Annotated in this window: 22 protein-coding genes; 4 read left to right on the top strand and 18 right to left on the bottom strand. The window is 66.9% G+C overall.

The window, feature by feature from the left end; all coding sequences use genetic code 11:
- Positions 1-6: 6 nt before the first annotated feature.
- The 8 genes from KRR38_RS10575 to hisG all read right to left on the bottom strand — a co-directional run bounded on the left by KRR38_RS10575 (position 7) and on the right by hisG (position 8,653).
- Positions 7-846, bottom strand: a complete 840-nt coding sequence (locus tag KRR38_RS10575) for a cupin-like domain-containing protein (RefSeq protein WP_217401246.1) — start codon at positions 844-846, stop codon at positions 7-9.
- Entirely contained in the window at positions 843-2,009 is a 1,167-nt protein-coding gene (locus tag KRR38_RS10570; protein ID WP_309141014.1) for a GNAT family N-acetyltransferase, read from the bottom strand. The genes KRR38_RS10575 and KRR38_RS10570 overlap by 4 nt, the downstream gene beginning before the upstream one ends.
- 176 nt (positions 2,010-2,185) lie before the next feature.
- Positions 2,186-2,800, bottom strand: a complete 615-nt coding sequence (locus tag KRR38_RS10565) for a PEPxxWA-CTERM sorting domain-containing protein (protein ID WP_217401244.1) — start codon at positions 2,798-2,800, stop codon at positions 2,186-2,188.
- 357 nt (positions 2,801-3,157) lie between these two features.
- The gene (locus KRR38_RS10560) at positions 3,158-5,263 is read right to left on the bottom strand and encodes a sodium-translocating pyrophosphatase (protein WP_217401242.1); all 2,106 of its coding nucleotides are present in this window, start codon (positions 5,261-5,263) and stop codon (positions 3,158-3,160) included.
- Between the two features lie 113 nt (positions 5,264-5,376).
- Complete coding sequence (gene thiL, locus KRR38_RS10555; protein ID WP_217401240.1) at positions 5,377-6,246, bottom strand: thiamine-phosphate kinase; 870 nt, start codon at positions 6,244-6,246, stop codon at positions 5,377-5,379.
- 9 nt (positions 6,247-6,255) lie between these two features.
- Entirely contained in the window at positions 6,256-6,708 is a 453-nt protein-coding gene (gene nusB, locus KRR38_RS10550) for a transcription antitermination factor NusB (protein WP_217401238.1), read from the bottom strand.
- The gene (gene hisD, locus KRR38_RS10545) at positions 6,705-7,997 is read right to left on the bottom strand and encodes a histidinol dehydrogenase (protein ID WP_217401236.1); all 1,293 of its coding nucleotides are present in this window, start codon (positions 7,995-7,997) and stop codon (positions 6,705-6,707) included. The genes nusB and hisD overlap by 4 nt, the downstream gene beginning before the upstream one ends.
- Complete coding sequence (gene hisG, locus KRR38_RS10540) at positions 7,997-8,653, bottom strand: ATP phosphoribosyltransferase (protein ID WP_217407206.1); 657 nt, start codon at positions 8,651-8,653, stop codon at positions 7,997-7,999. The genes hisD and hisG overlap by 1 nt, the downstream gene beginning before the upstream one ends.
- A gap of 39 nt (positions 8,654-8,692) precedes the next feature.
- On the opposite strand from hisG, the gene KRR38_RS10535 reads away from it, so the two are divergent.
- Positions 8,693-9,781, top strand: coding sequence for a DUF2332 domain-containing protein (locus KRR38_RS10535; RefSeq protein WP_217401234.1), 1,089 nt, complete (start codon positions 8,693-8,695; stop codon positions 9,779-9,781).
- Here the strand turns inward: KRR38_RS10535 and KRR38_RS10530 are convergent.
- Positions 9,745-10,662, bottom strand: a complete 918-nt coding sequence (locus KRR38_RS10530) for a LysR family transcriptional regulator (RefSeq protein ID WP_217401232.1) — start codon at positions 10,660-10,662, stop codon at positions 9,745-9,747. The genes KRR38_RS10535 and KRR38_RS10530 overlap by 37 nt on opposite strands.
- A 121-nt stretch (positions 10,663-10,783) precedes the next feature.
- Here KRR38_RS10530 and KRR38_RS10525 point away from each other — a divergent pair, with 121 nt between their 5' ends.
- Together KRR38_RS10525 and KRR38_RS10520 are read left to right on the top strand one after the other, a co-directional pair.
- Positions 10,784-11,524 (top strand): SDR family oxidoreductase, encoded by a 741-nt coding sequence (locus KRR38_RS10525; RefSeq protein ID WP_217401230.1) that lies wholly within the window; start codon positions 10,784-10,786, stop codon positions 11,522-11,524.
- 36 nt (positions 11,525-11,560) lie between these two features.
- Positions 11,561-12,454, top strand: coding sequence for an SDR family NAD(P)-dependent oxidoreductase (locus KRR38_RS10520; protein ID WP_217401228.1), 894 nt, complete (start codon positions 11,561-11,563; stop codon positions 12,452-12,454).
- A gap of 49 nt (positions 12,455-12,503) precedes the next feature.
- On the opposite strand, the gene KRR38_RS10515 is transcribed toward KRR38_RS10520, so the two are convergent.
- The 5 genes from KRR38_RS10515 to KRR38_RS10495 all read right to left on the bottom strand — a co-directional run bounded on the left by KRR38_RS10515 (position 12,504) and on the right by KRR38_RS10495 (position 16,107).
- Positions 12,504-13,787: a low temperature requirement protein A gene (locus KRR38_RS10515; protein ID WP_217401226.1), complete on the bottom strand. Its 1,284-nt coding sequence runs from the start codon at positions 13,785-13,787 to the stop codon at positions 12,504-12,506.
- Positions 13,784-14,677 carry a pirin family protein gene (locus KRR38_RS10510; protein ID WP_217401224.1) on the bottom strand — a complete coding sequence of 298 codons (894 nt, stop codon included), beginning with the start codon at positions 14,675-14,677 and terminating at the stop codon, positions 13,784-13,786. Before KRR38_RS10510 ends, KRR38_RS10515 begins: the two co-directional genes overlap by 4 nt.
- Positions 14,674-15,309: a glutathione S-transferase gene (locus KRR38_RS10505; protein ID WP_217407205.1), complete on the bottom strand. Its 636-nt coding sequence runs from the start codon at positions 15,307-15,309 to the stop codon at positions 14,674-14,676. The genes KRR38_RS10510 and KRR38_RS10505 overlap by 4 nt, the downstream gene beginning before the upstream one ends.
- A 79-nt stretch (positions 15,310-15,388) precedes the next feature.
- Positions 15,389-15,838: an NUDIX hydrolase gene (locus KRR38_RS10500; protein WP_217401222.1), complete on the bottom strand. Its 450-nt coding sequence runs from the start codon at positions 15,836-15,838 to the stop codon at positions 15,389-15,391.
- Positions 15,835-16,107 carry a BolA family transcriptional regulator gene (locus KRR38_RS10495; protein ID WP_217401220.1) on the bottom strand — a complete coding sequence of 91 codons (273 nt, stop codon included), beginning with the start codon at positions 16,105-16,107 and terminating at the stop codon, positions 15,835-15,837. Before KRR38_RS10495 ends, KRR38_RS10500 begins: the two co-directional genes overlap by 4 nt.
- Positions 16,108-16,145: 38 nt before the next feature.
- Here KRR38_RS10495 and KRR38_RS10490 point away from each other — a divergent pair, with 38 nt between their 5' ends.
- On the top strand, positions 16,146-16,733 hold the full coding sequence (locus KRR38_RS10490; RefSeq protein ID WP_217401218.1) for a J domain-containing protein: 588 nt from the start codon (positions 16,146-16,148) through the stop codon (positions 16,731-16,733).
- 140 nt (positions 16,734-16,873) lie between these two features.
- On the opposite strand, the gene KRR38_RS10485 is transcribed toward KRR38_RS10490, so the two are convergent.
- The 4 genes from KRR38_RS10485 to KRR38_RS10465 form a co-directional block, all read right to left on the bottom strand.
- Positions 16,874-17,668, bottom strand: coding sequence for an SDR family oxidoreductase (locus KRR38_RS10485; RefSeq protein WP_217401216.1), 795 nt, complete (start codon positions 17,666-17,668; stop codon positions 16,874-16,876).
- Positions 17,665-18,087, bottom strand: coding sequence for a nuclear transport factor 2 family protein (locus tag KRR38_RS10480; RefSeq protein WP_217401214.1), 423 nt, complete (start codon positions 18,085-18,087; stop codon positions 17,665-17,667). Before KRR38_RS10480 ends, KRR38_RS10485 begins: the two co-directional genes overlap by 4 nt.
- Positions 18,088-18,192: 105 nt before the next feature.
- Positions 18,193-18,657: an SRPBCC family protein gene (locus KRR38_RS10475; protein WP_217401212.1), complete on the bottom strand. Its 465-nt coding sequence runs from the start codon at positions 18,655-18,657 to the stop codon at positions 18,193-18,195.
- Between the two features lie 396 nt (positions 18,658-19,053).
- Positions 19,054-19,701 (bottom strand): glutathione S-transferase family protein, encoded by a 648-nt coding sequence (locus KRR38_RS10465; protein ID WP_217401210.1) that lies wholly within the window; start codon positions 19,699-19,701, stop codon positions 19,054-19,056.
- Between the last annotated feature and the right edge of the window lie 59 nt (positions 19,702-19,760).

The following is a 19,760-nucleotide window of genomic DNA, read 5'->3' as shown; positions in this document are numbered from 1 at the left end:
CGCCCGTCAATTCGACATGCGGAATTTTCGCAGAGCCCGCCAGCCGTAGGCCTTGGCGAGGTTGCGCGAGGGCCAGCGGCCGGGGCTGCGCGGCCGCAGGCCCATGCGGCGGAGCATGCCGTTGAAAGCGCGCGCGTCGGCCTCGGCGAAACTCCATTCGGAGCGCCAGGTGATCGACAGCGAGATCGAAGGCTCTGGGCCGTTGCGCACGAAATGCGGCGCCATGACGGGCACGAACAGCGCCTCGCCGGGGCCGAGCGCGAACTCGCGCCCACCCGTGGCCAGCTCGTCGCGCCAAGCCAGCTCGCGCGCCCCGCCGGTGTGGTAGGTCTCGTGAACCTCGTCGGGTGCGTAGGCCGGATCGCCGGCAGGGAACTGGGTCATCACCTTGGACCCGCGAATCTGCAGCAGGATGTTGTGCTCGGGATCGAAATGATAGGGCGTCACGCCGCCGGGCGAGGTGACGAAGATGAAACCTTGGGTGGTCATCATCCGCCCGGTGCGAGCCTCGATCACGGGTCGCAGCTCGGCCAGCAGGCTTTCCAGCAGCGTCGCATAACCGGGGTCCTGCTCGATGTTCTTGAGCACTGCCCAGCTACCGCTCGAGCCGATATTGCGGATCGTCTCGCCGATCGGCAGGCCGGTGGGTTCAGGCTTGCCCGTCACGCCCAACGGCTGATCTGCGGCGTTGTACTCGATCGAGTTGGCCGGCAGCGCTTCGGCCAGGCTCGCCAGCGCATCCAGCTCAAGCAGCGGATGAGCATGGAGGCTGTGGGCAAGCTTGTGGGGAACCTCGGGATAGTGCCCGGCAAAAGCTGTGCAGGTTTCGGGAGGAAAGGCGCTCATTCGGAAATTCCCGTGGGCCGGCGGCCGAGTTCTGCGCGGGCGAGCAGGCCGAAGGCTGCGCGGCGCAGGCGCCCGCCGATGGCGATCGAGAGCCGCCCGATGGCGCGGCGCTCGCGCCAGATGTGGTCGATCATCGGGTGGTCGGCCGCTGCGCAGCTGTCGCTCCAGGCGATGTCGTCGCGCCCTAGGATCGCGAGGTTCTCGCGCTGCAGCAGGACGCCGGGCGAATAGCGCGCATAGCGCTCGTCGAAGGCGGTCTTGAACGAAAAGGCGCCGGGCGGGGTGAGGAAGGTTACCAACATGGCGATGGGGGCGCCGTCGAGCGACAAGGTCAGCCGTTCGAGCCGGCCGCGCCGGGCGCCGCCGTGGAGGCTTTCGCGGAACAGGTGCGCGGTCGCCGGCTGCGCGGCCAGCGCAGAGCCCGCGAGGCCTTTCCAGCCTGCCAGCTCAAGCGCGAGGAAGGCTTCTATCCAGCCATCGAGCCCATCGGCATCGGTGAGGCGCTCGATCCGGACCTCGCCGAGTTCGGATAGCCGCGCGAATTGCCGGCGCAGTTCCTTGCGCTTCTTGCCCGAGAGCGCAGCCTCGAAATAGGCTTCGGGTGCCTCCTCGCTGGCGAGCAGCGCGCGCTCCTCGCGGTGGACCAGCGCGGCGCGGCGGCCTTGCTCGTCCAGGACGTCGCTCAGCGCTTGATGCAGCGGGCCGGTGAGCGACAGGTCGCGCAAGTGCAGGAACAGACCGGCGCCCGCGTGACCATCGGCCCAGGCGAGCAGGGCGCGCCAGAATGGTCGTTCGAGCCCTGCCGCGACGAGCGGCGTGCCGAGGAAACAGTTGGCGTGGAGCCAGCTCGCGAGATGGGGGATCGGCCGCCCGTAATAGCTTCGCGGCCGAACCACCGGCATCAGCCCCGCGAGCTCGTCGCCGGCTTCGAACCGCAGCAGCCCGATGTCTCCGCCCGGATCGAAGGCGGCTAGCGCGGGCAGCAAGTACCAGCTCTCGAAGAAGGGATTGGGCTCGGCGGCGCAGAGCGCGAGCGCATCCCAAGCCGCGGTCGCGTCGCTCATGCTGCGCCAGGGCACCGCGTCGAACGCGAAGGCGGGCAGGCGCGGGGCGGCTGCAGGCCGTCCTGCAGGCTTGGGAATGGTCCCGGCCGTGCTTGCCACCGCTTGTCGAACCCCGTGCGACGGCGGTCTCCAGCGCCGCCATGGCCCGATTAGCAGGCTAAGCCCAAGGAATTGCTAACGTGCCCAAGTCAGACAACATCCAAACCGGACAAACGAAAACCCCGCCCGGATCGCTCCGGGCGGGGTTTCTATTGCTTACCGTTCGAACGGATCGATCAAGCGTACTTGAGCGAGACCGTCTGGCGGCGGCGCATGGCGGCGCCGGCGAAGCCGATGCCCACGATCATGAGCGCCCAGGTGGCGGGCTCAGGAACGCCGGTACGGAAGTTGGCGACTTCGAAGGCGTCGATCGGCGAGGTCACGTCGAACTTGGCCGTCTTGAGGTATTCACCGGCGCTCGTCTGGAACTGGACGTACTGCGAGAACGCCTGGTTGCCGTTGGTAACCGCGAAGTTCAGACCCGCGACGTCGAAGCTGTACGTACCGACGTTCGTGGTCAGCGTCAGCTTGTTGTAGAGGTCCGGCGAACCCCAGAGGAAGCTGAGATAGGTCAGCGGCTGGTTGAAGGTGATCACTGCGGGCGTGCCCGGAGGAGTGCCCGACGAGGGACCCGAAGCCAGGAACTGGTTGTTGTAGACGCCGCCGGCCGGGATGTCGGCGAACGGCTGGTCGGCCGTGTAGATCGTGCCGCCCGTGCGCGAGCCGAGCGAGTCGATGGTGACGAAAGCCGAGCCGTTGTTACCCAGGGTACCGATGACGACGGCGTGAGCGGCTGGGGCCGCAAGCATGGAAAGCGCGATGGCGGCGCTCGATACAGTAGCGATTCTCATACAGCACCTCGTAAAAATAGCATCTTGCATATGGTCTAAGGTGACCGACGGCCCCCAATCGCACCGAACGTCGAATCGGATGAACGGTAACGTGAGAGCATCACTAACAAAAGTTTAAGCGGGCGCCTATCGGGTCCGCGGTCCCAGTTCGGGACGGGTGTCCAGTCGGGATTTCCCGCTTCCGGCACTATCCCCCGGTTTCCGGGGTTTTTCACCCCATGCCGAGGCAAGGAAATGCCCCATCCGTAAAAATACGGACGGGGCATATACTTGGCTCAGGGAGTGCCTTTCGGCCCTCAAATGACAGCGACGGGTTCTGGCGTTAGCCGGCGCCGTGGCTGGCCCCAACCGTCGGCGTTAGCCGGCGCCGTGGCTGGCCAACGCCGCGAGCAGCAGCAGCGCGACGATATTGGTGATCTTGATCATCGGGTTGACCGCCGGACCGGCCGTATCCTTGTAGGGATCGCCGACCGTGTCGCCGGTTACCGCGGCCTTGTGGGCTTCGCTGCCCTTGCCGCCGTGGTGGCCGTCCTCGATGTACTTCTTGGCATTGTCCCAGGCGCCGCCGCCCGAGGTCATCGAGAGTGCGACGAACAGGCCGCCGACGATCACGCCCATAAGCAAGGCGCCCAGCGCGGCGAAGGCGTCAGCTTGGCCCGCAACCGCGTTGATGACGAAGTAGACGACGATTGGCGCCAGCACCGGCAGCAGCGACGGCACGATCATTTCCTTGATCGCCGCCTTGGTGACGAGGTCCACCGTGCGGGCATAGTCGGGCTTGGAAGTACCCGCCATGATGCCCGGATTCTCGCGGAACTGGTCGCGCACGTCCTTGACGACGTCACCCGCGGCGCGGCCGACGGCGGTCATGCCCATCGAGCCGAACAGGTAGGGCAGCAGCGCGCCGAGTAGCAGGCCGACGATGACATAGGGGTTCTCGAGGCTGAAGCTGACGTCCAGCGCGGGGAAGAACTCCTTGAGGTCGGTCGTATAGGCGGCGAACAGCACCAGCGCGGCAAGGCCGGCCGATCCGATCGCATAGCCCTTGGTGACGGCCTTGGTCGTGTTGCCCACGGCGTCGAGGGCATCGGTCTTCTCGCGCACCGAGTCGTCGAGGCCCGCCATTTCGGCGATGCCGCCGGCGTTGTCGGTGACCGGGCCGTAAGCATCGAGCGCGACGACCATGCCGGCCAGCGCCAGCATCGCGGTGGCGGCATAGGCGATGCCCATGAGACCGGCGAGCTTGAAGGCGATGATGATGCCGGTGACGATCACCAGCGTCGGCAGGGCAGTGGCTTCCATCGAGATGGCCAGGCCCTGGATGACGTTGGTGCCGTGGCCGGTTTCCGACGACTTGGCGATCGAGCGCACCGGGCGGAAGTTGGTGCCCGTATAGTACTCAGTGATCCAGATGATCAGGCCGGTGATGACGAGGCCGAGCAGCGCGCAGTAGAACAGCGAGCGGCCGGTGAACCCGTCCTCCCCGATCGGCGTTTCCATGCTGCCGATCGCGTAGGAGATCGCCCACCAGATCGCCGGGACCGAGAGGACCGCGGTGACCAGGAAGCCCTTGTACATGGCGCCCATGATGTTCTTGCCGCCGCCCAGGCGGACGAAATAGGTGCCGATGATCGAGGTGACGATGCAGACGCCGCCGATCAGCAGCGGCAGCGCCATCAGCTTGGGCAGCAGATCGCCGACGCCGTTGAGCAGCAGCGCGGTCAGCACCATGGTGGCGCCAACGGTGACGACATAGGTCTCGAAGAGGTCGGCGGCCATGCCGGCGCAGTCGCCGACGTTGTCACCGACGTTGTCGGCGATCACGGCCGGGTTGCGTGGGTCGTCCTCGGGAATGCCCGCCTCGACCTTGCCGACGAGGTCGGCGCCGACGTCGGCGGCCTTGGTGAAGATGCCGCCTCCGAGACGCGCGAAGATCGAGATCAGCGAGGCGCCGAAGGCCAGCGCGGTCAGCGCCTGGACCACGGTGCGGTCCTCGCCGCCGACGGTGTAGCCGCCGGGACCGGTCAGGTACCAGTAGAACACCGCGATCGCGAGCAGCGCGAGGCCGGCCACGAGCATGCCGGTGATGGCGCCGGCGCGGAAGGCCAAGGTCAGGCCCTCTTGCAGGCCCTTCTGCGCGGCGGCCGCGGTGCGGACGTTCGAGCGGACCGAAATGTTCATGCCGATGAAGCCGGCGACGCCCGAGAGGATCGCGCCGATGGCGAAGCCCGCGGCCGAGATTGGCCCGAGTGCCCAGGCGACGATCGCGACGACGACCACGCCGACGATGCCGATCGTGGTGTACTGACGCTTCAGGTAGGCTTGTGCGCCTTCCTGAATGGCCGCGGCGATTTCCTGCATTTTCTCATTGCCGGCTGGGCTACCCAGCACCTGACGACTGGTGACGAAGCCGTAAACTACGGCGAGCAGCCCCAATATAATCGCGATCGTGACGAGATCCACGCACGCCCCCTTTATCCTGTTTCCCAACGATTGCGCCCTTCTTTGGGGTCGCAAGTGGTGAGGGGCTAATGGCTGCGCGCGGCGGGCGCAAGGTCAATCTTCCGAGGCAGAGGCTAGTGCTGGTAGCCCAGCCCGTCGCTTTCCTTGAGCGCCTGGCCGTCAAGCAGCAGCGGGGCCTCGATGGCAGGCAATGCTTCGCCGATCCGATAGGCGTCGATCGGTAGTATCAGGCCCGGCGGAGCGGTGAACAGAAGCTGATAGTCGTCGCCCCATCGCAACGCTTCGGCGCGCCGGCCGGGCGGGACCGCGATCGGCACCGAAGCGCCATCGATCGCGAGGGTCACGCCGCTGGCTCGCGCCAGCCGCGCGGCGTCGAGCAGCAAACCGTCCGAAACATCCATCATCGCCCCGACATGAGGGGCCAGCGCCTGTCCCTCGGCGAGCAAGGCCTGTGGGCGGCGATAGGCCAAACTGTCGCCCTGGCCCGAACGCATGGCTTCGAGCCCGAGCATCGCCCCGCCGACCGGGCCGGTGATGTAGAGGCTATCGCCCACTTGCGCACCGCCGCGCGAGGGGACGGGCCGATGGGTGGCACGGCCGATCGCCGTCAATCCCAGCGCTTGCGCGCCGGGAGCCGCCACGGTATCGCCGCCAAGCAGCGGAGCGCCGTAGTGCGCCAGAGCTTCCTCCAGCCCGGCCAGAAAGCGATCGTCGTCGCGCCCCAGCATATAGCCGAGCAGGACACCGACGGGCTCCGCGCCCTTTGCGGCGAGATCCGACATGTTCGTCGCGACAAGTTTCCAGGCAATGTCGGCCGCGTCCTGATCGGGCAGGTAGTGAATGCCCTCGACCATCATGTCGTGGGTCAGCACGACGGTCTCGCCGCCGAATTCCACCACCGCGCAATCATCGTCGAGCCGCCGCGCCCCCGGATGCCCGGCGATCCGCCGCAAGGCTTCGACGAAGGCGAGTTCGGAGGTCATTTCACGAGGTCAGCGCACCGCCTTGGCAACCGCGTCGAGCACGCCGTTGACGAACTTGGTCTCGCGCGCGTCGAAGAAGGCGTGGGCGACGTCGACATATTCGCTGATCGCGGTGCCGGTCGAAACGTCGGCGCGGGCGAGCAGTTCGTAGGTGCCGGCGCGCAGGATCTGGAGCATGGTCTTGTCGAGCCGCTCGAGCTTCCAGCCCTCGGCGAGCTTGCTCTCAATCAGCGCGTCGATCTCCTCGCGGCGAGCGACCGCGCCTTTGACCAGGTCGTCGAAGAAGGCCACTTCGGCTTCGGCATATTGCGTATCGTCGACCTCGTCGTCGATCTCGCCGCCGAGGCGGTGGCGGTGGAATTCGTCGAGCAGGCCGGCGAGGTGCGTGCCTTCCATGTCGTGCTGGTAGAGCGCCTGGACCGCGGCGAGGCGGGCGGCGGCGCGGGATTTGGAGCGGCTCATAGTCCCAACCTCGTTTCGATCGATCGGGCATGCGCGGGCAAGCCCTCGGCTTCGGCCAGCGCTACGGCGGCGGGGCCGATCGCCCGCAATGCCGCTTCGTCGAGCTGGATGAAGCTGGTGCGTTTCATGAAATCCAGCACCGACAGGCCCGAGGCGAAGCGCGCCCGGCGGCCCGTGGGGAGGACGTGGTTCGGCCCGGCAACATAGTCGCCGACGGCCTCGGGCGTCAGCCGGCCGAGGAAGACCGAGCCGGCGTGGCGGATCGCGCGCAGCATCGGTTCGGGATCGTCGACCGCGATCTGGACGTGCTCGGCCGCCAGCGCATTGGCGAGGGCAGGGGCCTCGTCGAGGCTCGCGACCTCGATGATCACGCCGTAAGTGTTCCAGCTCTCGCTGGCCACTCTGGCGGTCTGCAGCATGGCCAGCTCGACACCGACGCGATCGGCCACGGTATCGGCGAACAGCGGATCGTCGGTGATCAGGATCGATTGCGCGACTGGATCGTGCTCGGCCTGGCTGAGCAGGTCGGCGGCGATCCAGTCAGGGTCATTCTTCGCATCGGCGATCACAAGGATTTCACTCGGCCCCGCTACCATGTCGATGCCGACGACGCCGTAGAGCTGGCGCTTGGCCTCGGCGACCCAGGCATTGCCGGGGCCGGTGATGACGTCGACCGGCTTGATGCGCTGCGTGCCATATGCCAGCGCGCCGACCGCCTGGGCGCCGCCCACGCGCCAGATCTCGTCGACGCCGGCGATGTGCGCCGCCGCCAGTACCAGCGGGTTGATCACCCCCTTGGGCGTCGGGTGCACGACGGTCAGTCGCTCGACGCCCGCGACCTTGGCCGGGATGGCGTTCATCAGCAGCGAGGACGGATAGGATGCGCGGCCGCCGGGAATGTAGAGCCCCGCGGCATCGACCGGCCGCCAGATCGCGCCGAGCCGGACGCCGGCATCGTCGGTATAGTCGCGGTTTTCGGGCAGCTGCGCCTCGTGATAGACGCGGATGCGCTGCGCGGCGAGTTCGAGCGCGGCGCGCAGGTCGGGCAGCAGGTTGTCGTAAGCCTCGCGACATTCGGCGGGCTCGATCCGCCAGTTGGCTGCGTCGGCCAGCGAGTGACCGTCGAAGCGCTGGGTCAGTTCGGCCAGCGCCGCATCGCCGCGGTTGCGCACGTCCTCGAGGATCAGCGAAACGTCACGCGCGACATCGTCCTCGCTCTCGCGGCGGTCGCGCACGAGGCGCTGGAAGGCCTTGGCGAAGCCTTCGTCGGCGCTGTTCAGCCGAAGCATCAGGCGGCCTTCTGTTCGGCGACCAGCGCGCGGAAGCGCTCGACCAGTTCGCCGACACGCTCGTCGGTCTTGAGCGCGGCACGATTGACGATCAGCCGGGCCGAGATCTGCAAGATCACGCTGGTCTCGGCGAGGCCGTTGTCCTTGAGCGTCTTGCCAGTCGAGACGAGGTCGACGATCCGGCTGGCGAGGCCGAGGCCCGGCGCCAGCTCCATCGCGCCGTTCAGCTTCACGACTTCGGCCTGGATGCCCAGGCCCTCGAAGTGGCGACGCGTTAGGTTCGGATACTTGCTCGCGACGCGCAGGTGGCTGGCGGCAGTATTGCTCGGTTCCTGGCCGGCGGGCTCCGCCACCGACAGGCGGCAATGGCCAACGTCGAGGTCGACCGGCGCATAGAGGTCCGAATAGGCGAATTCCTCGACCACGTCCGAGCCGACGATGCCGACCTGCGCGGCGCCGTGGGCGACAAAAGTGGCGACGTCGAAAGCGCGCACGCGGATAATCCGCATGTCGCTGTTCTCGCAGGCGAAGGAAAGCGCGCGAGACTTCTTGTCGTGGAACTCGGCTTCGGGCACGACACCGGCACGCGCCATTAGTGGCAGCGCCTCGTCGAGGATGCGGCCCTTGGGCACGGCGAAAGTGAGCGGCTTCTGCATAAGGCCGCGCATGTAGGCGGCGGCAGGCGAAAGGGCAACATGAAGGACGATCATTCCGCGCGTTCGGCCACGGGCCACGCAGACAACCGCTCGGTCGCGCAGGCCTATGCGAACCAGGTCGACTACTGCCGCAGCAACGATGCGACGATCACCGCGCGGATCGTGGCCGCGGTCGCCGGCCTGCTCGACGATCCCGAGCCCGGCGCCTTCGTTGCGCGGATCCGTGACTGGCCGGGAAGACCGCTGGGCGATGCGGTGCCGCTGCGTTCCGCCGGCGGGCTCCACGCGCTGCAACTGTCGGGCCGGGCGCCCGAACTCGCGCCGATCTATGCCGGCGAGCCGGCCGACGACCACGCCATCATCGCCAGGGCCGTGCGCGAGCACGAGGCGTTCCTGATGCCTTGGCTCGACGGTCCCCCGCAGACCAATGAGGCAGGGCGGTCGTGGGGCTTCGTCGCGGCGATGCTGTGGCTGGCGGGTGAAGGCCTGCCGCCGCGCTTCGAATGCTTGGAGATCGGATCGAGCGCCGGGATCAACCTGATGCTCGATCGCTATGCCTACGATCTGGGCGGGGTGAAGGTCGGGCCGGCCGAGCCGGCGATGCGGTTCGTGCCCGAATGGCGCGGCAAGTCGCCGCCCGATAGCGCGATCACGATCGCATCGCTCAAGGGCTGCGACGTCGCACCGATCGACCTGACCGTTCCCGAGCAGGCGATGCGCCTCAAAGCCTATACCTGGCCCGAGCACACCGTGCGGTTTGAACGCCTCGAAGCCGCGATCGCAGCGGCCAAGGCGAAGAAGCCCGATCTCGTGCACATGAATGCGGCCGATTTCGTCGAGCAGCAGCTCGCCCTGCCGCAGGCCGAAGGGACGACACGCATGCTGATGCATTCGATCGTCTGGCAATATGTGCCCGAGGATCAGCAGGCGCAGATCGTCGCGGCCATGGCGGCCTGGGGTGCGAAGGCGACGCAAGGCCGCGCGCTGGCCTGGGTCGAGCTGGAAGCCGATCGCACGCTGCTGGGCCACGGGTTGCGCGTGCGCTACTGGCCGGGCGGCGAAGAGCCGCGGCTCATCGCCGCGGCTCACGCTCACGGCGCATGGGCCGAGTGGTTCGACGCCGCATAACCGGCGAAGCGCTCGACGATCCAGTCGATGAACAGCCGCACTCGCGGCGAGAGCTGACGGCTGCGCGGATAGAGCACTGAAACCGGAGCCGAGGGAGGGGGGAAGTCGGCCAGCACCCGGACAAGCCGTCCCTCGGCAAGATCGCGTTCGATATGGAAAGTGGGCAACTGAGCGATACCGACGCCGACCAGCACCGCATCGCGGTAGCTTTCGGTCCCCGTGACCGAGAGCCGCATCGGTACCTCCATCCGCGTCGTGCCGGTGGGCGAGGCGAATTCGAACGGCGTGACGGCACCCGTGGTGAGCGAGCGCAGCCCGACGGTGAAATGGCCGGCCAGGTCCCGCGGCGCCTGGGGCACGCCGAAGCGCTCCAGATAGGCCGGCGTCGCGCAGGTCACACGCTCGAGCTTGGTGACCGTCCGCGCGACGAGATCGCTGTCGGGCAGCGCGCCGTAGCGCAGCACGCAGTCGACACCCTCGCGCACGACATCGACCCAGCGGTCGCTCTCGCTCATCGCCACTTCGATCTGCGGATGCGCGTCGAGGAATCGCGGAAGGGCGGGCAGCAGGAAGTGGCGGGCGATCGAGCCCTGGACTTCCACCCGCAGCATGCCGCGCGGCACGGCGCCCCGGAACGCGCCCTCGGCGTCCTCGACATCATCGAGAATGGCCAGACAGCGCCGGTAATATGCCTCGCCGTCGAGGGTGGGGCGGACCGTCCGCGTCGTGCGCTGGAGCAGCCGCACGCCGAGCCGCTCCTCGAGCTGGCGGATGACCTGCGTAGCGGTGGAGCGAGGCAGGTCGAGGTCGTGCGCCGCCTGGGTGAAGCTGCGACGGTCGACGACCCGGGTGAACAGCCGCATGGCATCAAGCCGGTCCATCACGTCCTCATTGTTCGATAAATCAGAACAGTATTGCCGATTATAGAGCGATTATCTGTATAACGATAGGTGTCATGTTCCTTTCGTCGCCGGGGTTGGCGGCTTCGAATGGAGACAGACCATGCAGGACAATACGAACAAGGTGGCGATCGTCACGGGTGGCTCGCGGGGCATCGGCGCAGCGATCGCCGAGCGGCTGGCGGCGGACGGGTTCACCGTCGTCGTCAACTATGCGGGTCGTGCGGCCGATGCCGAGGCGCTGGTCGCGCAGATCGAGGCGAGCGGCGGCAAGGCCATCGCCGCGCAAGCGGACGTCAGCGATGCGGCCTCGGTCGCGCGGATGTTCGACGCGGCCCAGGCGGCCTTCGGCGGCATCGACGTGCTGGTCAACAACGCCGGCGTCATGATGCTGGCCAGCCTGGCCGAAAGCGACGACGCGCTGTTCGACAGCCAGATCGCGATCAATCTCAAGGGCGTGTTCAACACGCTGCGCGAGGGCGCCAAGCGGCTGCGCGAAGGCGGGCGGATCATCAACCTGTCGTCGAGCGTGGTCGGTCTCCGTCCCGCGACCTACGGCGTCTATGCCGCCACCAAGGCTGGGGTCGAGGCGATGACCCATGTGCTGACCAAGGAACTGCGCGGCCGCAACATCACGGTCAACGCCATCGCGCCCGGGCCGACGGCCACTGCGCTGTTCCTCGACGGCAAGCCGCAGGCCGTGATCGACACGCTCGCCAAGGCGGCCCCGCTCGAACGGCTCGGCCAGCCCGAAGACATCGCCGCCGCAGTCGCCTTCCTCGCCGGGCCCGACGGCGGCTGGATCAACGGCCAGGTCCTGCGCGCCAACGGCGGCATCATCTGACCTCCGCTCAATTCCACGAAATCAGGAGATAGTATCATGACCAAGAAGATCATCCTCATCACCGGTGCGTCGAGCGGCTTCGGCCGACTGACCGCCGAGGCACTCGCCTGCGCTGGTCACACCGTCTACGCCTCGATGCGGGATGTCGCCGGCCGCAATGCCGCCAACGCTGCCGCGATGGCCGCGATCGAAGGCCTCGACCTGCGTCCGATCGAGCTCGACGTTCAGTCGGAAGCCTCCGCCGAAGCCGCGGTCACCAAAATCGTCGCCGAGAGCGGCCGGATCGACGTGCTCGTCCACAACGCCGGGCACATGATGTTCGGCCCAGCCGAGAGCTTCACCCCCGAACAGTTCGCCCAGCAGTACGACGTCAATGTGCTCGGCACGCAGCGGGTCAACCGCGCGGCGCTGCCGGTCATGCGCGCGGCGAAGCAGGGCTTGCTGGTCTGGGTGTCGAGCAGCAGCTCGGCCGGCGGCACGCCGCCCTATCTGTCGCCCTATTTCGCGGCCAAGGCGGCGATGGATGCGCTGGCGGTGCAATATGCCCGCGAGCTGTCGCGCTGGGGCATCGAGACGACGATCGTCGTGCCGGGCGCCTTCACCAAGGGCACCAATCACTTCGCCCACTCGGGCAGCCCTGCCGACGCCGCGCGGCTCGCAGAATACGAGGCCGGACCCTACCAGGGCTTCGGCGCGCAGATCCAGGAAGCCTTCGCCGCGATCGTGCCCGACGATGCCGACGTTTCGGGTGTGGCGGAGCGGATCGTCGAAGTCGTCGACATGCCCTTCGGCCAGCGCCCGTTCCGGGTCCACTACGATCCCAGCGAGGACGGCGCCGATGTTGGTTTCGCGGTGCTCGACCGGGTGCGGGCGGAAATGCTGCACCGGGTCGGCATGAGTGACCTGCTCAAGCCCGCCATATTGGCGTGAGGGAAACGAGGAGGGAGGCTCCGCTGATCCGGATGCCTCCCTTGCCGTGTCAGCGGGCGCGCCGCTTTTCCAGCGAAGCGATCCGCCATTCGGTATAGCGCCGCAGCATCCGGCCCAGCCACCAGCCGCGCCGCTCCATCCGTTCGATCCAGCCGCCGTGATAGCTGACCCATTCCCACAGGGCGACAAACCCGAAGATCACGGTCGAGCCCATGTAGAAGTGCAGCGTTGCCGGATGGGCCAGCCAGCCCCAGAGCACCAGCGCCGCGACCAGCCAGAGCCCGGCCATATGCGAGGGCGGAAACCAGTCCTTGCCGCTGCTGATGCGCTTGAAGGTCATCACCCCGATCAGGAACAGCGCCATGCCGCCCGCGGTCACCAGCAGGAAGTCGCCGTGTACGGGCTCGAGCGGATGGGCGAGCGTCAGTTCGTCGGCGACGGCGATCAGGATGATCCCGGCGACGATCGGGATATGCCAGTAGGTGAAGGCATCGCGGCCGATGATGCCCGGGTGCTCGTGATGCTCGATGTGTTCTGCCCCGCGCTTGGCGCCGACGTCGAAATAGACCCACCACATGGCGAAGGAGCCGAGGAAGGCGGTGAGGAAGGCGGCGATCGTCACCGGTTGTGCGACAAGCTGGCCGAAAGTCGCGCCGGTGATCAGCACGCCTTCGCCGAGCGCGATGATGATGAACAGCGCGCAGCGCTCGGCCATATGGCCGCCGGCGATCGCCCAATCGTCGGCGCTCGAACGGCCGAGGATGGGAACAGCGTAGAATACCAGCGCGCTCACGGTTTCGATCGTCAGCGCGGCGGTCCACCAGGCCATCCGTTGCACCGGGTCATCGGCCGCGCCGCCGATCAGCCAGAGTGGAGCGGAGGCAGTGAACCAGATGGTCACGCGGACCAGTCCCCAGTTGTCGTCGCGCTGCCACTCGCCGCAGACCCACGAGACATAGAGCGAGCGGCCGACCTGCAGCAGAACATAGGCGACCGCGAAGGCCATGCCCGCGCTTTCGAAGGCCTTGGGGATCGCGCTCGACATGACGAGGCTGGCGATCATCCCTGCGCCCAGTACCAGCCGGTTGGCGCCGTGGTCGGGATCGACCCAGTTGGTCGCCCAGGTCGTGTAGATCCACGCCCACCACACTGCCATGAACAGGATCAAGGTTTGCGCCGCGCCGATCCAGTCGCGATGCTCGAGCAGGTTGTGCGACAGCTGCGTGATCGCGAAGACATAGACGAGGTCGAAGAACAGCTCGAAATAGCCAACGCGGGCATGGCCTTCGCCCTGCGCGCGCAGCAGCGTCGGATGATGCGGATGGTCGTTCACGGGTAGGAGACGATCTTCGGCTTGCCCTCGGGCAGCGGGATGAACTCCTGGTCGTCGCCGGGCACTTTGGGGAAGCGGCCTTCGCGCCAGTCGAGCGCGGCCTGCTGGAGCCGGTCGGTCGAGGAGCTGACGAAGTTCCACCAGATGTGCCGCGGCGTGTTGAAGGCCTCGCCGCCCAGCAGCATTACACGGCCGCCGGCGCTGGAGCGGAGCGTCAACACCGCGCCGGGGGCCAGAACGGTCAGCTCGTAGAGGGCCAGCGGCATGCCATCGACCTCGGCTTCGCCGCCGACCAGCATCACCGCCCGCTCGTCGGCCTGGCTGTCGATCGGCAGCACCCCGCCGGCGCCCAGCACGATCTCGGCGTAGATCGTCTCGGCATATTGCGTGGTGGGCGCGGTCTGGCCCCAGAGCGTACCCATGATCACGCGGGCGATGGCATGTCCGTCTTCGATCAGCGGCAGGCCGGTGCGGCTCTCGAATGCGGGGGAGATCTCCTCGCGCCCGTCGGGCAGGGCGAGCCAGGTCTGCATGCCGTAGAGGCGCGGGCCGGCCGGGCGCTCCTCGGCCGGGCTGCGCTCGGAATGGACGATGCCGCTGCCCGCGGTCATCAGGTTGACCTGGCCGGGACGGATCGTCGCGAAAGTGCCGAGGCTGTCGCGGTGGTCGATCGCGCCCTCGAACAGCCAAGTCACCGTCGCCAGGTTGATATGCGGATGCGGCCGCACGTCCATCGCCTGGCCCGGAGGCAGATGCGCCGGACCGAACTGGTCGACGAAGATGAAAGGGCCGACCATCTTGCGCGCCGGCGCAGGGATCGCCCGGCGGACAGTAAATGCGCCGAGATCGTGCGTGACCGGCGTGATGGTCTGGATGACGGGGTTTGTCATGGTCCGTCTAGCTCCGGATAGTGGCGGAAGATTCCTTGCTCGTTGAACGCCAGTCGGCGCTCGCTGGCAAGATAGTCCGTGAGCTGCGGCATCTCCGCGACACGTTCCGCGAGGGCTGCGACCTTTGGGTAGTCCTTGGCCAATGCCTTCATTCGCTCGGGAAAGGCGTAACGCAGCCCTTCGACGAGCTGGAACAGCGACGTGTCGGCATAGGTCCAGGCGTCGCCCACCAGCCAGCCGCTGTTGCCGGCCGAGCGTTCGAAGTAGTCGAGAAAGGCGGGAATCCGTTCCTCGCGGAACCCTTTAGCCGCCTGCTTGGCGACGTCCTTCTGGTCCTCGTAGTAAAGGCTCGCGCCGATCGGATGGTGGACGTTGTGTGCTTCGGTGACGACGTCGGCAATGGTGAGCTGAAGCTGGTGGACCCAGAGCCTGCCGGAAAGGCTCTGCGGTGCGAGGGCATGTTTCTCGCCCAGATAGAGCAGGATGTTCGCGGTCTGCGCCACCGTCACGCCGTGGCCTTCGAGCAGCGGCACGGCGAAAGCGGGCTGCTTCATGCCCTCCAGATGCCGGCTCAGCGCATTGTTGCCTTCTTCGCGGGCACGGTCACGGTAAGGGATATCGGCGGCTTCCATCGCGAGGCGGACGAACTCCCCGCGGCCGGGAATGCCGGTCCAGTACCAGAAGTCGTAGGGTTTCACGCAGATTGCTCCTTCAAGCCGAATCGAGCGCCCTTTCGATCAGATCGAGGATTTCCAGCGGGTAGATCGTCTCGGGCCAGTCGCCGATCTCAACGCGCGTGAACCAGCGATGCTCCTGCATCGCCTGCTGTTCGAGCTCGGTGTGGCCGCTGGTGTCGATCGCTGCGGCGTCGGTGCGATGGACGAAGAAATGTTCGACCGCGCGGACGGGCTCGCCGGCATAGACGTAGTTCGCCTCGCGCGTGATGCCGAGGGCAAGCGGCTGGGCGTCGATCCCGGTCTCTTCGCGCAGCTCGCGCCGGGCGGCCTCGGGATAGTCTTCGCCGGGATCGCACTCGCCGCCGGCCATGATCCAGAACGGATCGAATCCCTCGGCCAGGTAGCGAAACAGCAGCAGGCGGTCGTCAGGGCCGAGCAGCAGGATGCGCGCGGTGCGCCTCGTGCGTCGAGGCGCTTCGTTCACTCGCCGGGCGCTTTCGCCTTGATCGCGAGCGCGTGGACGCGCTGTCCCGGAATGTCGCCGAGCGCGCGGTTGACCATGCGTTGGCGTTCGAGGCGCGACACGCCCGCGAACGCCGCGCTTTCGATCGCCACGGTGAAATGCGATTCGCCGCTGCCGTCGTGGCCGGCGTGGCCGTGGTGACTGGCGCTGTCGTTGATAATGTCCAGGCTCGTCGGCGCGAAGGCCGCGATGAGGAGCTGGCTGATTTCCTGGGCAAGTGGTCCGTTCATATCTTGGCTTCTAGCCGATCTATTGCCATCTGGCACCAGTGCGACACGACCGATTCCATGGACGCCACCAGACCCAGCGGTCCTGCGATGCGCCGGACTGCGACGAGGTGGGCGAATTCCGCGCGCCAGGCGAACGCGCGCCCGGCTTCGACGGACCGGGCGACTATCGCTGGTTCTGCCTCGACCACGTCCGTGCCTTCAATTCGGGCTACGACTTCTTCGCGGGCATGACTGCCGACGAGATCCTCGAAGCCCAATCGCCGCTCCACGGCTGGGAGCGCGAGACGCGTGCCTTCCGGCCCAACGGCAACATCGATTCCGCGCCGCGCTGGGCCGATTTCGCCGATCCGCTCGAAGCGATCAGCGGCCGGGCGAGGGCGCACGTCAGGGCGCGGCAACCCGCACAGCGCCAGGACGGCATCGTCGTATCGCCGGAACAGAGGCGCGCGCTCGACGTGCTCGGCCTGCCGCTCGATTCCGACCGCAAGGCGCTGCGCAGCCGCTATTCGGAGCTCGTCCGCAAATTCCACCCCGACCGCAACGGCGGCGACCGCGGCTACGAGACGCGGTTGCAGGAAGTAGTCGAAGCCTATCAGCTGCTGCGCAAGGCTGCGGCTTTCGCCTAGACATGATCATCTCAGATTGCCGAATCTCGTCACCCCGGACTTGATCCGGGGGCCCGCTTTAGCCGCGAGGCCGACAGGCAGCGGGATCCGGGATCAAGCCCGGGATGACGACAAGTGGTTCGGTTGAAGCTGGTTGCGCTCTAACCCTTCTTGCGGGGAAAACCCTTGAGCATCGCCGTCATCGCTTCGGCCGCCTCGCGCCGCGGGGCGCCGCTGAAATAGGCGAAGTCCTCCGCCAGGTGCTTGGGCACGAGGACCGGTCCTTCGGGCAACGCTTCCAGCGCCTCGCGCGCGACTTCGGCCGGATCGGCGACGAACTGGTCGGGCGAATCCTCGATGCCCAGGCTCTGCCGCTTGGGCGTGTCGACCGCGCCGACGACGACGTAGAGCACGTCGATCCCCTTGCTCTTGACCTCGGACCACAGGCCCTCGGCGAAGATCTGCGCGAAAGCCTTGCCCGCACCGTAGAGCGCCGTCGAGGCGCCGCCGGCATTGCCCGCCATCGAGCCGATCAGCACGATGCCGCCGCGACCGCGCTCCAGCATCGGTCGCCCGAAATGGTGCGAGAGCGTCGCGTGGCTCCAGTTGTTGAGCCGCATCGTCTTCTCGATATCGGCGAGTTCGCTGCGCAGGAAGCGGCCGGCGCCGAACACGGCGCCGACGTTGCAGACGAGCAGACCCACTTCGAGGTCCGCGGTTCCGCTCCGGATCGCCTCGATCGCGCCTTCCTCGGACAGGTCGAGCGGCAAGGTGCGCACCTCGACGGCGAAGTCGCTGCGTACCGCGTCGGCCAGCGCCGAGAGCTTGGCCTCGCTGCGCGAGACGAGAACGAGATTGATCCCCGCTCCGGCAAGCAGCCGGGCGAAGCCTTCGCCGATACCGTCCGAACCGCCGGTGATGACCGCCCAGGGGCCATATTTTTCGAGCGCGCTCATTGACCGGCTCCCTGAGGGGCGAACCCCTGCGCCGGATACTTGAGCCTCGCGACGCGCTCCTTGATGCGCCAGCCTGCGGAAGTCCGGATCACACAGTCGTCGTTGACGCCGCCGATCATCTGGCCGGTGGCGGGATCGGGCACCATCCACTTCATCTTCACACGGACGTGGCCATCCTGCTCGTAGACGTAGCAATTGGTCATGTGGTGCGCGGCGGGGTGGGGCGGCTTGCCGAGCGCGAAGAAGGCCTGGATCGCCTCGATTCCTTCGCACAGCGGCCCGTTGCCGCCCGCATCGCGCCCGTCGAACCGCGCGTCCTCGGTGAAGACGAGCGGCAGCAGGCTCTGGTCCTCATGGTCCACGGCGTGGTGGCAGAAGGCTTCCAGCTGGTAGATGTCGACGATGTCTGCTGTTTCCATTCGGGCGTTCCTCTCGCCCTAAGTGAACAGCCGCCCACTTGATTCGTCAACGGCTGATCCTCGCAGCACCGAATGAGAGTTCGCACCGGCGAACCGAATGCGGCGTCAATCCGCTTCGCAAAGCGCCTTGAGCTGGTCGGCGCAGACGCCCCAGCCTTCGACGAAGCCCATTTCCTCGTGCTGCTTGCGGGTTTCCTCGCTCCAGTGGCGAGCGCGGGCGGTGTAGCGGGTGCCGTCGCTTTCAGGTTCGATTTCCCAGATGCCGATCATGAAGGGGCCGCTGGGCTCGAAGTCCGCGGTCACCGCGTCGGTGGTGACGAAGCGCTTGCCTTCCTCGTAGGCCAGGTAGATGCCGTTCTGCGGGCTCTGCTCGCCGTCGGGGCCGTAAAAGGTCATGTTGCAGACGCCCATCGGACGGCGGTCCTGCTCGTCGATTTCGGCTCGCCATGGCTTCGGGCACCACCATTCCTCAGTGCGGTTGACCATGATGTCCCAGACCTTGGCGGGTTCGGCCGCGATGAAGCGGGTGACGGACAGTTCGTTGGCCGTATCAGTGCCGTTGGGGCTCATAGATCCTCCTCCGATCCGTAGGGTTTGGTGATCATTTCCAGGAAGTGGCCGTCGGGGTCCTCGAAATAGACCCCGCGGCCGCCCCAGTGGCGGTTGATCTGGTTGACCCCCCTGACGCGCCGGGTCGGCCCAGTAGGTCAGGCCCTTCTCGGCGATCTTCGCCATGCCCGCATCGAATTCGGCATCGCTGACGAGGAACGCATAATGCTGCATCGCGATCGGGCCTTCCTTTTCCATGAAGTCCATCGAGATCCCATTCTCCAGTGGGACTACCAGGAAATTCGCGAAAGGCACGGCAGCCGGCAGGCCCAGCATCTCGGCCAGAAAGGCCGAAGAGCGCTTTTTGTCGCTGCACCAGACGATCGTGTGGTTGAGCTGGGCCGGCATGGGCTTCTCCTAGTCGCGATCGGGCGCGCCGAGCGGGAAGAACGGGCGGAACGGGCGGGCATCCTCGACGCAGCGCGCGATCGGCTCAAGGCTCAGCAGGTGGGCGCGCCAGTGCTTGAGCCGCGGGAATTCGTCGCCGATCTGGTGGACCCAGTCGGCATAGAACAGCGATGGCGCGGCCGAGCATTCGATCAGCGTGATGTGGTCGATCGGCGGATAGTATTCGAGCCAGCCCTCGAGCCAGGCATAGGTCCGCGTCAGCTGCGCACGGACGTCGGCCAGGGCGGCGGGATCGGGCTTGCCCTGGGTGCGGATCGCCTCGTTCACCGCGATCTGCATGATGTTCATGACGTAGTTGTCGAACACCCGGTCGAGCATCCGCACGCCCAGCGCGGCGCTGGCGTCCTCGGGCAGAAGCCCTTCGCCGCGATGCCGCTGCGAGAGGTATTCGATGATCGCGGTGGATTCGAACAGGACGTTGTCGCCGTCCTTGAGCACGGGGAACTTGCCCAGCGGCCCGGCTGCGGCGACGAATTCGCCGTTCTCCGGATGATCGGCGTCGACCACGCGGAAGTCGAAGGGGATCTCGTAGGCGTAGAGCGCGATCAGCGCCTTCCATGTGTACGAGGAGAAGGGGTGGCCGTAGAGTGCAAGCATCCGATAAATCCCTGTGTTTCTAGTAGTTCACTTTTGGGGAAGACGCCCCGCGCCCTACG

This window comes from Novosphingobium sp. G106, from assembly GCF_019075875.1.
In the GTDB taxonomy this organism is placed as follows: domain Bacteria; phylum Pseudomonadota; class Alphaproteobacteria; order Sphingomonadales; family Sphingomonadaceae; genus Novosphingobium.
Note: the sequence above shows the minus strand (reverse complement) of the source record. Positions and strands in the feature narration are given on the sequence as shown.

Coding starts and splice junctions, on each gene's coding strand:
- hisD (WP_217401236.1), bottom strand. CDS start 7,997: ATGCTTCGGCTGAACAGCGCCGACGAAGGCTTCGCCAAGGCCTTCCAG.
- KRR38_RS10510 (WP_217401224.1), bottom strand. CDS start 14,677: ATGACAAACCCCGTCATCCAGACCATCACGCCGGTCACGCACGATCTC.
- KRR38_RS10465 (WP_217401210.1), bottom strand. CDS start 19,701: ATGCTTGCACTCTACGGCCACCCCTTCTCCTCGTACACATGGAAGGCG.
- KRR38_RS10505 (WP_217407205.1), bottom strand. CDS start 15,309: ATGGAAGCCGCCGATATCCCTTACCGTGACCGTGCCCGCGAAGAAGGC.
- KRR38_RS10480 (WP_217401214.1), bottom strand. CDS start 18,087: ATGGAAACAGCAGACATCGTCGACATCTACCAGCTGGAAGCCTTCTGC.
- KRR38_RS10575 (WP_217401246.1), bottom strand. CDS start 846: ATGAGCGCCTTTCCTCCCGAAACCTGCACAGCTTTTGCCGGGCACTAT.
- KRR38_RS10485 (WP_217401216.1), bottom strand. CDS start 17,668: ATGAGCGCGCTCGAAAAATATGGCCCCTGGGCGGTCATCACCGGCGGT.
- KRR38_RS10495 (WP_217401220.1), bottom strand. CDS start 16,107: ATGAACGGACCACTTGCCCAGGAAATCAGCCAGCTCCTCATCGCGGCC.
- KRR38_RS10475 (WP_217401212.1), bottom strand. CDS start 18,657: ATGAGCCCCAACGGCACTGATACGGCCAACGAACTGTCCGTCACCCGC.
- KRR38_RS10565 (WP_217401244.1), bottom strand. CDS start 2,800: ATGAGAATCGCTACTGTATCGAGCGCCGCCATCGCGCTTTCCATGCTT.
- nusB (WP_217401238.1), bottom strand. CDS start 6,708: ATGAGCCGCTCCAAATCCCGCGCCGCCGCCCGCCTCGCCGCGGTCCAG.
- KRR38_RS10535 (WP_217401234.1), top strand. CDS start 8,693: ATGAAGGACGATCATTCCGCGCGTTCGGCCACGGGCCACGCAGACAAC.
- KRR38_RS10520 (WP_217401228.1), top strand. CDS start 11,561: ATGACCAAGAAGATCATCCTCATCACCGGTGCGTCGAGCGGCTTCGGC.
- KRR38_RS10525 (WP_217401230.1), top strand. CDS start 10,784: ATGCAGGACAATACGAACAAGGTGGCGATCGTCACGGGTGGCTCGCGG.
- thiL (WP_217401240.1), bottom strand. CDS start 6,246: ATGACCTCCGAACTCGCCTTCGTCGAAGCCTTGCGGCGGATCGCCGGG.
- KRR38_RS10530 (WP_217401232.1), bottom strand. CDS start 10,662: ATGGACCGGCTTGATGCCATGCGGCTGTTCACCCGGGTCGTCGACCGT.
- hisG (WP_217407206.1), bottom strand. CDS start 8,653: ATGCAGAAGCCGCTCACTTTCGCCGTGCCCAAGGGCCGCATCCTCGAC.